This window comes from Microcoleus sp. bin38.metabat.b11b12b14.051, from assembly GCF_013299165.1.
Lineage (GTDB): Bacteria > Cyanobacteriota > Cyanobacteriia > Cyanobacteriales > Microcoleaceae > Microcoleus.
This window is the reverse complement of sequence record NZ_JAAFKD010000058.1, coordinates 1-13,774: the sequence shown is the minus strand read 5'-3', so window position 1 is coordinate 13,774 and position 13,774 is coordinate 1. Positions and strand designations below refer to the sequence as shown.

Sequence of the window (13,774 nt, the reverse complement as noted above, 5' to 3'; positions counted from 1 at the left end):
TGCCACGATTACACCCACATGAGCAAGTCGCGTGACTAGAATATCGGGAGCCGAATGCGATGAAAGTCGCACGTTCGGATCTAATTGGGAGGGGCGGGGCTTAATAGCCTCCCTCGACCTAACTCAAAGGGATTTGCTTTAAACCAATTCTTTTTGGTAAGTATCGTCCCAAGTCTGCAAACCTTCCAGAAGGGCATTGCGGACTAAAGCTTCGGGTTCTCGACTCAGCATCAGGCGAAAGCACTCAGCAGCGCGGGAACGGGCGATCCTCTGTGATGGCTTCACCAAGGAACCGTTGACAAAAGTCACGCTGTTAAACCCATTGTTATTTACCAAATCGGTCATTTGCCGCACTGCAATCAAACGCTTCACGGGGTCAGCATCAGTCAAATCTGCCAGGATGCGATCGAGCGTCGCTTCATCTTTTGAGGCCTGGAAACTCAGCGCTTGGCGCAGCAACAGCCCTGCAATCGCGATCGTGCCAAAATTCTGCAAAATCAGGCTCAAAGCTATCCAATGGCTCTCGGAGTCCGCCCAAATCGCCAAACTCATGTAAGCGCCCAAGGTAGAAATCCCCCCGGCGCCCACAGCCAAAACGAACCGGCGGTTCGGGCCCTCCCAAAATTGCTCGGCTTTAGCTCGCAGCAACTGCCAGTCGCCCAACTGCCCTCGGTAAACCAGCATCATCGCTGCAATCCCCAGCCCGGTTGAAAACAATAACTCGCTATTCCACCACCCCCAAACTGCTGCCATGGTGAAAGCCGCCAGCCCGCCTTTCGAGCTTCTCAAACGCTCTAGCAGCCACTTGATCAAGGCCCCTGAAACGACTGGCGATCGAGTCCGATCCGTCTTGCCATCTACCCTGCGGCGCCTTTTTTCGGCAGTCCTGGGGGTTTCTTGGGGGCGATCGTGACTTAATTGACTCGACCCTCGGCTATCAGTCATTTCTAAGGATAAGTCGATCGATGGTAGCTGCTCGACTTCCCAAGTGCGATCGGACTCTTTCACTACTGATTGATTCAGCTTGGTTGTATTTTTTTTAACTTGATTCATACTGACTTTTTTGAGAAATAACTTAAAGTTATCCCGGCGTTTTTAGCACAGATTTAGATTGTCGGCTAACCCGACTCTTAGACTCTATGATACCTGAAATTTCCAGCCGTGGCGATTACCGCAACCGCACCTAATTTCGAGAAATCATTACTAACAATAGAATGATTGAAGATTGTTAAGCAAAGCAGCAGGGATAGCGGGCGAATATTTCTGGATGGTTTGTGAGACAAAAGGTATATCCTCCTGTGGCACTCATGCCACAGCCAAAAAAGTTTTAAATTTAAGAAATTTGGGTGGTTTTGAGTCGTGGAATTCGTCTGCACAGAAACGCGCGACGAAAATTTAGCTTTTTGCCCCGATGCCCAAGAGTTCGCTGCCCCCAGTGTCACATCCTGTCCGGTTAATTACCCGCAATACAAAAAGTTCGATCGTTCGGAATGCGAGTCCGCATCAAAAGGTTATATCGTTCGGAATGCGAGTCCGCATCAAAAGGTTCGTAGTGAGGACTTTAGTCCGCATCCATCCAAAGACTCGGATTCCGATGTTGCGCCATAATTCAAGTGAAACGTATCAGTTAAAGCTGGGTTCGCGGCTTGACGGCTAACTCTACCGACAGCAGCAGCTCCTGTCAACTTTAATCCCAGTCCCCGCAAGGCTCTAGTGGAAAGTCCCAAATTTGAGACATCAGTTCAAGCTGCCAGATTCATCTGTGGAGTCCGTATCAAATGTCAAATCGAAAAAGGAAAATCTGTTTCTCGACTTAGCGACGCCTGAACCCAGACAAAATTGTTGGATAATTAACAGCAGGATTATTCTTAAACTGCTAAAATTTTTGAACAAAATCTTGCTCCTCGCCCTCAGCTAGAAAACGACTGTAGTTCAATAGAGAGTTCAATAGAGAGTTCGGTAGAGAGTTCGGTAGAGCGTGACCAGCAAACAGATGCGCTCCCATCCGCTATAATTTCTTCAGGTAGGGCATTAAGTTGGCATGACGCAATCGAATCCCTCGGTACGACCTTGATTGAGTGCGATCGCACAGGATTTCCTGTTGTTTTTGGGAGCGCGGGCGGCTAAAGCTCGATGTCGCTCGCCCTGGACAGCAGTAGTGCCAAGGACGGCGGCATCGCCCGCTGCAAAATTCTCCCAAAAGCAGCTTTGCTTGAGATGGGGTGCGTTCGATCGATTAATGAGACTTCTGTTAATTAAACCGATATCTCGTTAAAAGCATTACCCCATCAACAGGGCAGGGGTTGGAGGGCGCGAGCAGATAGAATTAGGTAAATTAACCGTAATTCTTGTAGGCCCCCCGAGTTACGCCCGCGAGGCGATAGCCGTCAGATATCGGGGCAAAATGGCCCGCGGGGTCGGGATATTGTGGTCGATGGCTCGCAGCAGAAAGCCTGCTGGCCATCCCCAACGTTCAAACCCGCCGTCGCAGCAGCGCCAACAACCAATCGCGCCAGCCTGCACCAGGCAAGTGCGGTGACTGGAAAAACAGCGGCTGCAAGACCACACTCAGGCAGAACTCCTGCCCCAAAGTGTCTCTGCGGAGGTTAGGCTAGTGAAGGGAGTCCAAGATATAGTTACGATCGAGACTTCATTAGTCTACCTTGTAATTTCTTGCTCAGTTGTCAAGCCCAACAGTTTTGCATTCTCTGACAAGCGAGACTTTTGGTACTTTTAACAAGTGCGTTTCTCGACCGTCAAAGAGCTTGGGTTCGATCGCACAAGCCCTGACCAATATGTAAACACCTTACCGATGGCTCGCCGGAGCAATCTTGCAGGAAAACCCATGTCTAGTATGCAAAACCAATTCACGGTTCACTTCTGGGGCGTTAGAGGTAGCATAGCGTCTCCCGGGGCGGAAACAGTACGTTATGGGGGCAATACGCCCTGTATAGAAATGCGAGTGGGTGACAGCCGCCTAATTTTCGATGGCGGTACAGGATTGCGGGTTTTGGGACAAACTCTCCTGTCGCAGATGCCCGTAGAAGCTCATATGTTTTTTACTCACTCTCACTGGGATCACATTCAAGGATTCCCATTTTTTGTCCCAGCTTTTATTAGGGGCAATTGTTTTCACATCTACGGCGCTGTGGCTCCTAATAAGGCTACTATCCAGCAGCGGCTCAACGACCAAATGCTCCACCCCAATTTTCCGGTACCGCTGCAAATTATGGGCGCAGACCTGAAATTTAACGATATAGAGGTGGGCAAACCGCTGTCCATCGGAGAGATTAAGGTGGAAACTGCGATGCTAAACCATCCGGGCGAAGCGATGGGCTACCGCGTCAACTGGCGGGGGTATTCCGCTGCTTACGTCAGTGATACCGAACATTTTCCAGATCGTTTGGATGAAAATGTGCTCTATTTGGCTCGGGATGCTGAGGTACTGATCTACGATGCTACTTACACGGATGAGGAGTATTATGCCCAGAAGACCAGCAAGGTCGGCTGGGGACATTCAACTTGGCAGGAAGCAGTGAAGGTGGCTCATGCAGCTAATGTGAAAAAGTTGGTGATTTTTCATCACGATCCGCTGCACAGTGACGAGTTTTTAGACAGGGTGGGAGAGCAAGTGGCTCAAAGGTTCCCGAACAGTTTGATGGCGCGGGAAGGTTTGTCGTTACAGTTGCTGCCTCCTCATAGTAATGAGGTGTCTGAGGAAGCGTCGGTGGAAGCGCCTAAAGTGCCGGTCTGATGGATTTGAGACAGTCAGATGGTTCTCAAATCTGCCAATCTGAAATCTAAAATTTAAGCGACAGGCGGGAAGTCCCGCGCTCTACCCTCATCGAGGAGGAGCGTCGGGATAGATGGCGAGCGAACGAGTGACTGCACCGCCGACAAAATCGACAATCGTCGATCGACTGCGACAGAGACGGCCTAGGATCGAGCTGACAACAGATTTACGCTCGACAGGCAAGAGCGATCGCTCTTTATAGTAAATGCACGTAACCTCTAAATTTATCAAAAATTTGGGTTTAAAACCCCGTCCCTTCGACTTCGCTCGGAGGGCAAGCTTTCGCTTGACGGCTTTTCTTTGGGTTCAGGAAGTCTACGGATACCTGTCCCCGCTTGAGTCGTAGAGCACCAAAAAGTTTAGATATAAGTTTGAGTTCCCAGATCGATTCTGTGAAGTAAAATCTAAAATCTAAAATCTAAAATCTAAAATCGACTGGCGATCGCAATCTGGCTAAGTGTGTCAAAATCTTAAGCGTGTGGATAACTTCTTCTTCTACCGCTGCTCTGACTCCAACTTCCGTTGCCTTGGGAAACTTTGATGGTTTGCACCTAGGGCACCGACAAGTTGTGCAGCCAATTTTAAATCGATCGCCAGGGTCAAGTTCTGCGACGGTTTCGGAGACGGATCAAAGCTGGCACTCACAGGCTGGCACAGATGAAAATTGGGAAAGCGAACATCCGGCGACATGGGAAAACGACTCAGCAGCACTGCTTGAGAGAGCCGACAACCGCCTGAATTTTGATAGTTCGATAGCGCACCCCCGGGCCGAGGGCAACAGCCTCTCTGGTCAAAATACTGCTGCGGGCGATCGGCTTTACGGTACTGTGGTGACATTCAATCCCCACCCGCAAGAATTTTTTACAGGTCAACCGAAAAAACTGCTGACACCTCTGGCCGAAAAGGTAGAATTGCTCGCAGCAATGGGTGTCGAGCAACTTGTGCTGCTACCGTTCGATCGAGAATTGGCCGCTTTGACTGCTGCTGAGTTTGTCGAGGAAATTCTGGTGCGGCAACTGCAAGCGAGTCGAATTAGCGTGGGCGTTGATTTTAGGTTCGGACAGGGACGGGCTGGAACGGCTGTAGATTTGCAGTCGATCGCCTCAGGTTACGGTATTGATGTTGCCCTGATACCCCTGCAAAATTGCGCTGAGGGCGATCGAATCAGCAGTTCCGCCATCCGCGAAGGTTTAGCATCCGGCGACCTCACAAAAGCGAATAAATTGCTGGGGCGACCTTACAGTTTAGTGGGGACTGTGGTGGGCGGACAGCGGCTGGGTAGGACGATCGGATTTCCAACTGCTAATATCGAACTGCCGCCGGAAAAATTTTTGCCATGTTTTGGCGTGTACGCGGTGCGAGTTTCGGTAAAGGATGGAACCGGAATCATCGAAGATGAAAGTTCCGCCTATAAGTGGAAAAATCCCAAATCTCTAATTCGCGATCGATCGCCAAATATATCGTTTATAAATGGAGTGATGAATGTTGGTCGCCGCCCGACGGTAAACGGCCTGCAAATGACTGTAGAAGTTCACCTGTTAGATTGGTCTGGGGATTTGTACGGTCAAACCTTGAGCGCAAGTTTGATAGAATTTTTGCGACCCGAACAAAAATTCGATTCTATAGATGCTCTAAAAACTCAAATTCAGGCAGATTGTGATGTTGCTAGAAAGGTGTTAGCTACTAATGATTAAAAAATCGTACTCCATCAGTTTAGGACGTACACTAGACATCTGGCAAAAATCCCAAGCCATCCTGAATTTATCTGCGTTCATCTGTGTTAATCCGCATAAAATCTGCGGTTTTTGTATTAATCAAAGAATTCTGTAAAAAGTCTAGTTTTGCCTGGGCGATTGAAATCTCTGAATTTACGCGAACAAAAACTAAGTCCTAACTAAGAGAGACGGGGAATGCCAGAACAAGCAATTAACAACTAGCAATTAACAATTAGAAATCAGGGATATGAGAGAACATATTGAGCGGCTCAAACAAAATCTAGGCAAAACGATTGTCGGCAAAGCAGACGCTATTCGCTTAGTGATGGTAGCCGTCCTTTCGGGGGGACACGCGCTGCTAGAAGACGTGCCAGGTGTAGGAAAAACGCTGTTAGCGAAGTCTTTGGCGCGATCGATCGATGGGAAGTTTCAGCGGATTCAGTGTACTCCCGATTTGTTACCAACGGATATCACCGGTACTAATATTTGGAATCCTAGCAGCGGGAAATTTGAGTTTTTGCCAGGCCCAGTTTTTGCGAATGTTTTGCTGGCTGATGAAATCAATCGGGCGACGCCGCGAACTCAGTCGGCTTTGCTGGAAGTGATGGAAGAAAAGCAGGTGACGGTGGATGGGGTTTCTCGGACTGTTCCAGCGCCGTTTTTTGTGATTGCGACTCAAAACCCGATCGAATATCAAGGCACTTTTCCGCTACCAGAAGCGCAGATGGATCGGTTTACCTTGTCTTTGACGTTGGGCTATCCGGCTGCGCTGGAAGAGTTGCAAATGTTGGAACGGTTGTCTGATACTTTTGCTGTTGAGGATTTGCAGCCTTGTATTTCTTTGGAAGAGGTGCAGGAATTGCGCCGTTTGTGCGCTGCTGTGCAGGTGGAAGGTTCTTTGAAGCAGTATATTGTGGATTTGGTGCGATCGACCCGCGAGGATGAAGAGATTACTCTGGGGGTGAGTCCACGTGGTGCGGTGGCTTTGCACCGGGCATCTCAGGCTTTGGCGTTTATTTCGGGGCGGGATTTTGCTACCCCGGATGATGTGAAGGAATTAGCGCCGCACGTACTTTCTCACCGGTTGATTCCGGCGGGGGGAAGGAAGGCGAAGACGATTGTTGATAAGTTGTTGAAATCTGTTGCAATTCCTTGAAAAGTTACAATTCCTTAAAAAGTTACAAATCGCCCGCAGAAGACGGCGGTTGAAACCGCGTCTACACAAACAAAGTCCGAGCTCAGAGGGACTGAAGAATCAAGAAGATAAGACGGCGGTTAAAACCGCGTCTACACAAACAAAGTCCGCCTCCGCGGACTGAAGAATGAAGAAGATAAGACGGCGGTTGAAACCGCGTCTACACAAACAAAGTCCGCCTCCGCGGACTGAAGATAATTCGGCGGTTTCAATCGTCTTTGTCTTCAACCCGCGGAGGCGGGTTTTGTCTGTATCGACGCGGTTTTAACCGCCCGGTCTTCTTGTCTTATGATGATTGTTCAATAGATCCTTGAAACAGAGCCACTAATTTCTTTGCCTCTATATCAACATTATGTTGTTGAGCAACCCGTTCGGCTCCTATTTTCCCCATTTCTTCTAGTCTTTCCAAAGGTGCTTCCAATGCCGCTCGCATGGCAACAGCTAATGCTTCTACGGAACCGGGAGGAACCAACCAACCGCAAACACCCGGTTCTACGAGCTCCGGGATGCCAGCAACATAGGTGCTAATTACGGGCCGATTGAGAGCGAGAGCTTCCATAATTACGACGGGCAAACCTTCGGCAAAACTGGGCAATACCATTGCACGGGAAGCTAAAATTTCTTGCTGAACTCGATCGCCACTAGCCCAACCGGTAATTTCTATATAGTTTTGTAGACCGAGTTGTGCAATTTGCTGTTCAATCTCAGCTCGCAGCGGCCCGTCTCCGACAAATACCAATTTAAACTGCAACCCTTCAACTGCTAGCTTGCTGGCGGCTTCTAGCAGTAGCAAATGACCTTTTTGTTCGCTGAGTCTCCCAATGCAGGCTAGGCGGGGTGCTGCGGGTATGGGGACGTAGGGTGCGGTTAAAAATGCAGCATCGACGCCGCAGTGTATGACGTTGATTTTTGACCAATAAGCGCGATCGCACCACCGAAAGAGCTGACTTTTGCCGAAGGAACTGACTGCTGCTACAAAGGTCGATCGTTTAATTTTTTCATCTAAGGAAAGAAGTGTAGCTTTATCAAATTCTTCGGGGCCGTGAACGGTGAAGCTGTAAGTCGGGCCACCAAGGACGCGACACAACATTGCAACAGTTGTAGAATTTGTGCCGAAGTGAGCGTGAACGTGTGTGGTACCCGATTCTGCAAACCAATTTAAAAGAATGCAAGCTTCTGCGAAATAAGCCAGATGCAGCAAAATCCCCCGTTCTGAGTGTAAGCCCACTTTGAACATTAACCGCAAAGCTTCGAGGAATCGAATTGGTCTAGTTGCGGCAGTGCGAAGCAAACCCAACGCTAAGCCCTGTACGCCAGCCCCTAGGATGACTTTGGTGAGTTCTTGTTCTTGTTTGTCTGCGCCGTCTACGAGTTCGGATTCGCAGGATCTGATCGAGTAACGCCCGACTTTGATACCGTAGGTTTCGACAGCGAGGAGTTCTCTACGAACGAAGCTGTGGCTGACTTTGGGGTATTGGTTGACTAGATAGGCGATGTTCATGAAGGGGTAGAAATTTTTGTGGTTAAACTTTAGATCAGTTTAGCCTTATGGGATGTGAAGGGCGATCGCTTTTGGTGGAATGGGTGCGGCGCGGGCGATCGATAAAAGTCCTCTTGCGAGGAAGATGTATAAGATGTAGGAAGAGAGGAGGGGAAACACTAATGCTACCCCAGAATCATCCTACCTTTACCAAAACTCAATATTTTTATTCACAGCATTTGACTTTTCTAAGACTGCCATCTTCCTTAAGGTCTAAAATTTCAACGTGAACCACTTGGTCTTGAGAGAGAGATTGTGCCTTTTTAGGCTCTTTTTGCGTCAGCTTGATAGTTCTTAAAATTTCATAAGAGACTTTATTGCCGTTGATTTGAGTCACTTTAGCTTCCAAGATTTGACCAATTTCAAACTTTTGAGACTGCATAAATTGAGCAATTTCCGCTTGTCGCCCTGACTCCGCTACTGGGGCAATAATTTCTTCAATAGGCCCAGCTTCTCTGTAATATTTCATCAGACGTGCTGACCAACCTAAAATTTCCAGCATCTTCTGCGGATTAGTTTGTTCGCTTTGAAGATACTTTGTGCAAGCTTCGTCAATATTCCGGTAATAGTCAGATGTTTTTTTGCTGTGACCGATTTGTCTGCCATTACTGACTAAGGTTTTTAAGTATTTGAAAAATCTTGCTCCCGCATTAGGCTCATTAACTGTATTGCGGAGATAGGCGATCGCCTTTCCCAATTCATTGACATCGGTTTGTTCTTTGACCAGAGTTTGCGCGATCGCATGAACAATTCCCCATTCTCTTTCAGTCAAAGATTCTGTGACTAATTCAGTATTCGACATCTTTAATACATTTCTTCTGGTTCGCGATCGGTCGGATATTTTAACACTTCAGCGAGTTGTTGCAATTGAGTTGCTTGCACTAAACTAGAATGAGCAGCTTGAATATTTTTCTGCATAAACTGTTGCAAATTCGTACCAGTTATGCTCTCAGATTCAGGAGGATTGTACGAAGAATAGCGATCGCGCAAATCTCCCTTATTCTGCAAAACCGTTGCTGCTGTGACTTCCACAGTCATTGTTCCCATGCCGATCGGCTTCCCGCCACCAACCTTCAGGGCGATCGCATATTTTGGATCTTGCCCCAACACAATCAAAAGCGTTCCCAACTCTGCTGATGTTAAGTTTTTGAATTGGATCTGGGTTTTGAAAGTATACTCTTTAGCCGCTTGCTGAACGGTAATTCCTTGATTTTGACCTTTGTCGATCGCCCGAATCGTGTGATAATAAAACTTGCGCCCTGCTACATTCCCTCTGGCGTCAAAATATGCTCCTCTTTGATCGGGACGGGGACGATATAAAGATGGCATAAATCCCGTCGCAAAGCCTGTATTTTCGCACTTGGCATCGCTAAACTCTATCAACCCTTGCCAGTCCAAAGCCCCAAATACTTGACTTGCTGGACAGACTTCTTGTTTATTTTTACAAGGCAGGCGATCGACCGGAATTTTATCTTTATATCTTCCTGTAATTACTGCTAAAGTGCTATTAGTAATGGCTTCATAAGCTGACCGAATGCAGCCTTTGAGAGAACTGCCTTGAATTGATAGTTTTTGGTCAATATTTTGAACCATTGTTTTGATTAAAGGCACACGACTGCTGATGTCGCTACCCATAACAACCACACCTGTTGACACGTGTAAGGTAGTCTGAACTTTCAAAGTTATAAACAAAGTTCCGTGCAGGCGATCGCCCAAATATTTGTGATGTCCAGCAGGAGCTTTTTTGGGCGGTCGTTCTTTGGGAAAACTAATTAATTCATAAGGCTTAGGCCCTAGCATTTCACCCGCATAATTATTAGAAACCTGGCTGCTTGGAGGCGGGGGTGTAGAACGTCGGGGTTTTGGTAGGGAATTATTAGTCATTTTTACTCCTGATGGTGAGGGCGACAAAATGAACAGTGGCAGTGCTTTTTTCTTGAAAGTATCGCTGACCTATGTTAATATTTTTAGATTTAATGTTCTCATCATTTTTTCCTTTATAGACAAAACTTTTAGGAAATTTGGGTTCGTTAGGGTCATGAAAGTAAGCAGCGCGATCGCAATATTCCCAATTTTTGCCGATCGCCTCAAATCCCTCTAAATCGGCTGGAACCCCACTCAGGAGTAACGCTTCATATACACTTCCCTGCTTTTTCCAGCGTAATTCTCGATCGCTATTAAACATTTGCCCTTCAAAGCCCAGAGAAAACTCATCGGGCAGTTTCCTGCAAATGCCACTGACTGCGTGGGGCGATCGCACAAAATAGTAACTTTCCTCAGTTGCTAACTTTTCTAGCAACTTTTTGACTTCATCTGCTGACAAACGCGATCGAACACCAACAAAACCTTTACTCATGCTGCGACACCTGGTATTAAAAGTTTACTCCAAGCATGAACTGCACATTTAAATAAATTGGGAACACCAGTTTCACCATCACCTTGCCATTTTAGCTGCACTCCAAAACCTAAATCCATCTCTTCAGCAGCAATCGGAGTTTGTTCGCGATCTGGTTGAGAAAAGCCATACTTTTTGGCTTCATCAGCCTCTAAAAACTCTCCCGCACCCAGCAATAAAACGTGTCCCCATGCACCGGATTTTACTATTTGTTTAATTTGGCGGTTATCTTGATCTAATTGACAGCCGGGATACTGAACTACGGCTTCGTTAAAATTTACTGTCACGGTGCCCAAGCCGCGAGATTTTGCAAAACCGATACCAAACCAGCCATCATTTAAGTCTCGCAAAACTAAGCCAATTAAGCCTAATTGTGCTAAGGAAAAGTTTTTGAGATGTATTTTTGTGCGAAATTCTCCGGCGGTGCAGACTTGATAGTTAAACGGGCCCACGGCTACGGAACCGAAAACGCGATCGATCGCTACTCCATTGCGTTCTTGAATTTTGACTTGTTTTTTATCAACTGGGTAAGCATCTTGGATTCTCAGTCGGCTAGCAATCGAAGTATTGCCAAATAATTGGTCTGTAAAAGAAGATAATTTGTAAATATCGCTGGATGATTTATCTTTTAAGTATTCGTACTTGTCACTCAACGGATCGTTAGCCCAGAGATTTTTGGGATCGTAATTACTGGGATTGGTATCTCTACCTACTGTTCTGACAATTCTTTCAGCATGAGCGCGAATCGCACCTTTTAGGGAACTTCCCGGTAGATAAATTGACCTTCCTCCTGCGTGGTAAGTCTCGACAAACTCCATATCCGGTTTAGTTGGATCTGCCCCTTCTTTGCCAGATTTTATCAAGATTGGCCCGTCGGGAATTAGACTTAAGTCAATGGTGCAGTGGTTGACAAATCGTTTGTGCATAGTTTAGTTAGATTGAAAACACTTGTAAAATTTAGGCAACTACTGAAGTATCTAGCTGGGATTCACACTCTTGAAATACATAATTGACAGCAGCAAAAAGTTGATCTAGATCCTGAATCATGTAACGATTAATCTGCTTGGCAAAAGTCTTACCTTCTAGCTTGCCAAATTGCCAGGTTGTGCCATTGGTAACAATACCTAAAATTGTTACGTTTAATTCATGATTTATTCGCTGTGCTGTAATCATTTCTACAAGGCATTGCACCCAACCTTCGTGAAAATTGTCTTCTTTGGCTTCAACTAAAAGCAAATATGGTTTGTCAAAAACAACTTTGCCAAGAGGAGAACGTTTTGCTAAAATATACTCAGAAAAACCAGACATATACTGGTAGCAAGTAAGAGATTTATGACTCCATAAAATAAACTTACTGTGATAACATTTCCAAACTTCTTTGATAACTGGATATATCAAATTTTCGCAGACAGCAAACTCTGAATTGTCCACAACTGCTTCTCGCATCATAAATTCTAAGTCTTCCCGAAAATAATCAGTGATACTAAACTCAGTTTCTTTGACAAAATTAGCTTCGGTATAAGTCACCTGAAATTTTTTGAGAACTTCACCGATGTTTTTGTAGTTACTGAAACCCATACTGACCTCATAATGATTAATGAATGATTCTGCCCATTGTTTTTGATAATTATCAGGAACGACACAGCAAAGATTGTTATTTACTAGGTTTTTCATATATCCTAGCAACTTACTTGGATCGGTATTATTAGGATCTTTGTCATCTCGAATGTCAACCCAGTGCATTTTATCAATTTCTAGTTTAACAACACCTAGCCCGCGCGATCGCCCGCCACCCAGCGGAATTTGTTCTGTCTCGAATTGGTGTAAGCCGATCGCCAATAAGCCCAATTCCCACTCCTCAGCATTTTCGACAACCGCTTTAAAATCAAAGGGAGTACCTGCGGGGACAACTTGAAAGTCGTAAAGTTTCCCGTCGGCGGCGGTTTCGGTATCTCTGTCAATGGCGACTCCATCTCGTTCTTGATATTGTCCGAACCACGCATCGGGTTGTACAGTTAAGTCGCGGACTTGGAATTTGCTAGCCAGCCAAGGGGAACCAAAGAGATGAGATATTAGATCGGTATGCTTGAGAATCTCGGCAGTTAGAGCTTTGTCATCTTTGAAATTTTCTTTGATTATCTTCATTTCCCGAGAGGTGATCGACCATTCATCTTCTATGGCAGGATTGGCTACCATTTTGCGATCGCTGCCCAAAATTCCTCGCAGGAAGCTTTCTAAGCGCGATCGTAAAGCACCTTTAAAGCTTGAGCCGGGAATCAAGGGTCTACCCAAGGCATCTTTGATTACGGGTAGATCGGAGCCGATCGGTTCAGTCGATCGACCTTTACTAATGCGTAATGCTGTTACAGTTGTCAGCGTTCCTGTGATTTCCAGTCGATTTTTGAATGTCTCAAACATGACTTATCCTTTTATTCAATTGATAATTATTAAGGATTTTTATTGACATCTGGCTCTTTCCCGTAACGACGAAGTGTTAGAACTCCCCCTGAAGCTGTACAACTAACTCGTATACCTTGCGTTATACGGAAGTGTGCAATACCTCCTTGATTTTGATAGACTTCATAGAGTAAACCTCCATCGCTTTTGAGATAAGCAGTATCACCGTTAGATTCTTCGAGTAAGCCGGAAACTTTAGCCAATTTTTCTTGGAGATCGACCTTATCATTGGCTTCACTAATATTTTTATAGTCTTTCCTAAACGTATCTTTGTAAGCTATCCTAGGAAAATCTTGGAGTTCCTGGGATAAAAAATCATTTTTACACTGATTCCAAACAAGTTGTCCCCAATGAGAAAAGATAATTTTACCATCAATTTCTGTAATCATAGCTTCTGGAATGTTTTCAGTTTTTGATGGAAGTAGCCCAGTATCAGCATTGAGCAATGCTAGAGTAGGTACATGATCTGTCAGCCGGCAATAATCTACGGTTATTGGCAAACGAGGTATAGTAATTAAATTTGATTTGGCTCCTTCAAAGATATAGATTATTTGTATCGGCTCAATAAGTAGGGGTAGCAAAGGAAAATAAATGAAACGGGGTACACACAGTGTTATAGAATAGGACACATGACACAAAAAATTATTGAGGATAACACATCAATATCAGATTTACTGCA

The 13,774-nt window shown here is 45.8% G+C and carries 13 protein-coding genes; 4 read left to right on the top strand and 9 right to left on the bottom strand.

The genetic code is table 11. The features are described 5' to 3' along the window. Window positions 1-138 precede the first annotated feature (138 nt). Complete coding sequence (locus QZW47_RS29805) at window positions 139-1,053, bottom strand: hypothetical protein (RefSeq protein ID WP_293136171.1); 915 nt, start codon at window positions 1,051-1,053, stop codon at window positions 139-141. Window positions 1,054-2,133: 1,080 nt separating this feature from the next. On the opposite strand from QZW47_RS29805, the gene QZW47_RS29800 reads away from it, so the two are divergent. Next, entirely contained in the window at window positions 2,134-2,259 is a 126-nt protein-coding gene (locus QZW47_RS29800; protein ID WP_293136160.1) for a hypothetical protein, read from the top strand. Between the two features lie 586 nt (window positions 2,260-2,845). Further along, window positions 2,846-3,754, top strand: coding sequence for an MBL fold metallo-hydrolase (locus QZW47_RS29795; RefSeq protein WP_293136123.1), 909 nt, complete (start codon window positions 2,846-2,848; stop codon window positions 3,752-3,754). Window positions 3,755-3,841: 87 nt separating this feature from the next. Here the strand turns inward: QZW47_RS29795 and QZW47_RS29790 are convergent, their stop codons facing one another. Next, on the bottom strand, window positions 3,842-4,024 hold the full coding sequence (locus QZW47_RS29790) for a hypothetical protein (RefSeq protein ID WP_293136116.1): 183 nt from the start codon (window positions 4,022-4,024) through the stop codon (window positions 3,842-3,844). 245 nt (window positions 4,025-4,269) lie between these two features. Between QZW47_RS29790 and QZW47_RS29785 the strand changes: the two genes are divergently transcribed. Further along, window positions 4,270-5,487, top strand: coding sequence for a bifunctional riboflavin kinase/FAD synthetase (locus tag QZW47_RS29785; protein ID WP_293136109.1), 1,218 nt, complete (start codon window positions 4,270-4,272; stop codon window positions 5,485-5,487). Between the two features lie 268 nt (window positions 5,488-5,755). Then, window positions 5,756-6,664 carry a MoxR family ATPase gene (locus QZW47_RS29780; protein WP_293136104.1) on the top strand — a complete coding sequence of 303 codons (909 nt, stop codon included), beginning with the start codon at window positions 5,756-5,758 and terminating at the stop codon, window positions 6,662-6,664. Window positions 6,665-6,989: 325 nt separating this feature from the next. Here the strand turns inward: QZW47_RS29780 and QZW47_RS29775 are convergent, their stop codons facing one another. The 7 genes from QZW47_RS29775 to QZW47_RS29740 form a co-directional block, all read right to left on the bottom strand. Beyond that, entirely contained in the window at window positions 6,990-8,204 is a 1,215-nt protein-coding gene (locus QZW47_RS29775; RefSeq protein ID WP_293136098.1) for a glycosyltransferase, read from the bottom strand. Window positions 8,205-8,409: 205 nt separating this feature from the next. Continuing rightward, window positions 8,410-9,045: a hypothetical protein gene (locus QZW47_RS29770; protein ID WP_293136091.1), complete on the bottom strand. Its 636-nt coding sequence runs from the start codon at window positions 9,043-9,045 to the stop codon at window positions 8,410-8,412. A gap of 2 nt (window positions 9,046-9,047) precedes the next feature. After that, window positions 9,048-10,127 (bottom strand): RAMP superfamily CRISPR-associated protein, encoded by a 1,080-nt coding sequence (locus QZW47_RS29765; protein ID WP_293136088.1) that lies wholly within the window; start codon window positions 10,125-10,127, stop codon window positions 9,048-9,050. Beyond that, window positions 10,120-10,599, bottom strand: a complete 480-nt coding sequence (locus QZW47_RS29760; RefSeq protein ID WP_293136083.1) for a hypothetical protein — start codon at window positions 10,597-10,599, stop codon at window positions 10,120-10,122. Before QZW47_RS29760 ends, QZW47_RS29765 begins: the two co-directional genes overlap by 8 nt. After that, entirely contained in the window at window positions 10,596-11,564 is a 969-nt protein-coding gene (locus QZW47_RS29755) for an RAMP superfamily CRISPR-associated protein (RefSeq protein WP_293136080.1), read from the bottom strand. Before QZW47_RS29755 ends, QZW47_RS29760 begins: the two co-directional genes overlap by 4 nt. Window positions 11,565-11,595: 31 nt before the next feature. Beyond that, a complete protein-coding gene (csx7, locus tag QZW47_RS30300; RefSeq protein ID WP_366930955.1) occupies window positions 11,596-13,056 on the bottom strand; it encodes a CRISPR-associated RAMP protein Csx7 in 1,461 nt (486 codons plus the stop codon). Window positions 13,057-13,085: 29 nt separating this feature from the next. Next, entirely contained in the window at window positions 13,086-13,595 is a 510-nt protein-coding gene (locus QZW47_RS29740) for a hypothetical protein (RefSeq protein ID WP_293136077.1), read from the bottom strand. Window positions 13,596-13,774 lie beyond the last annotated feature (179 nt).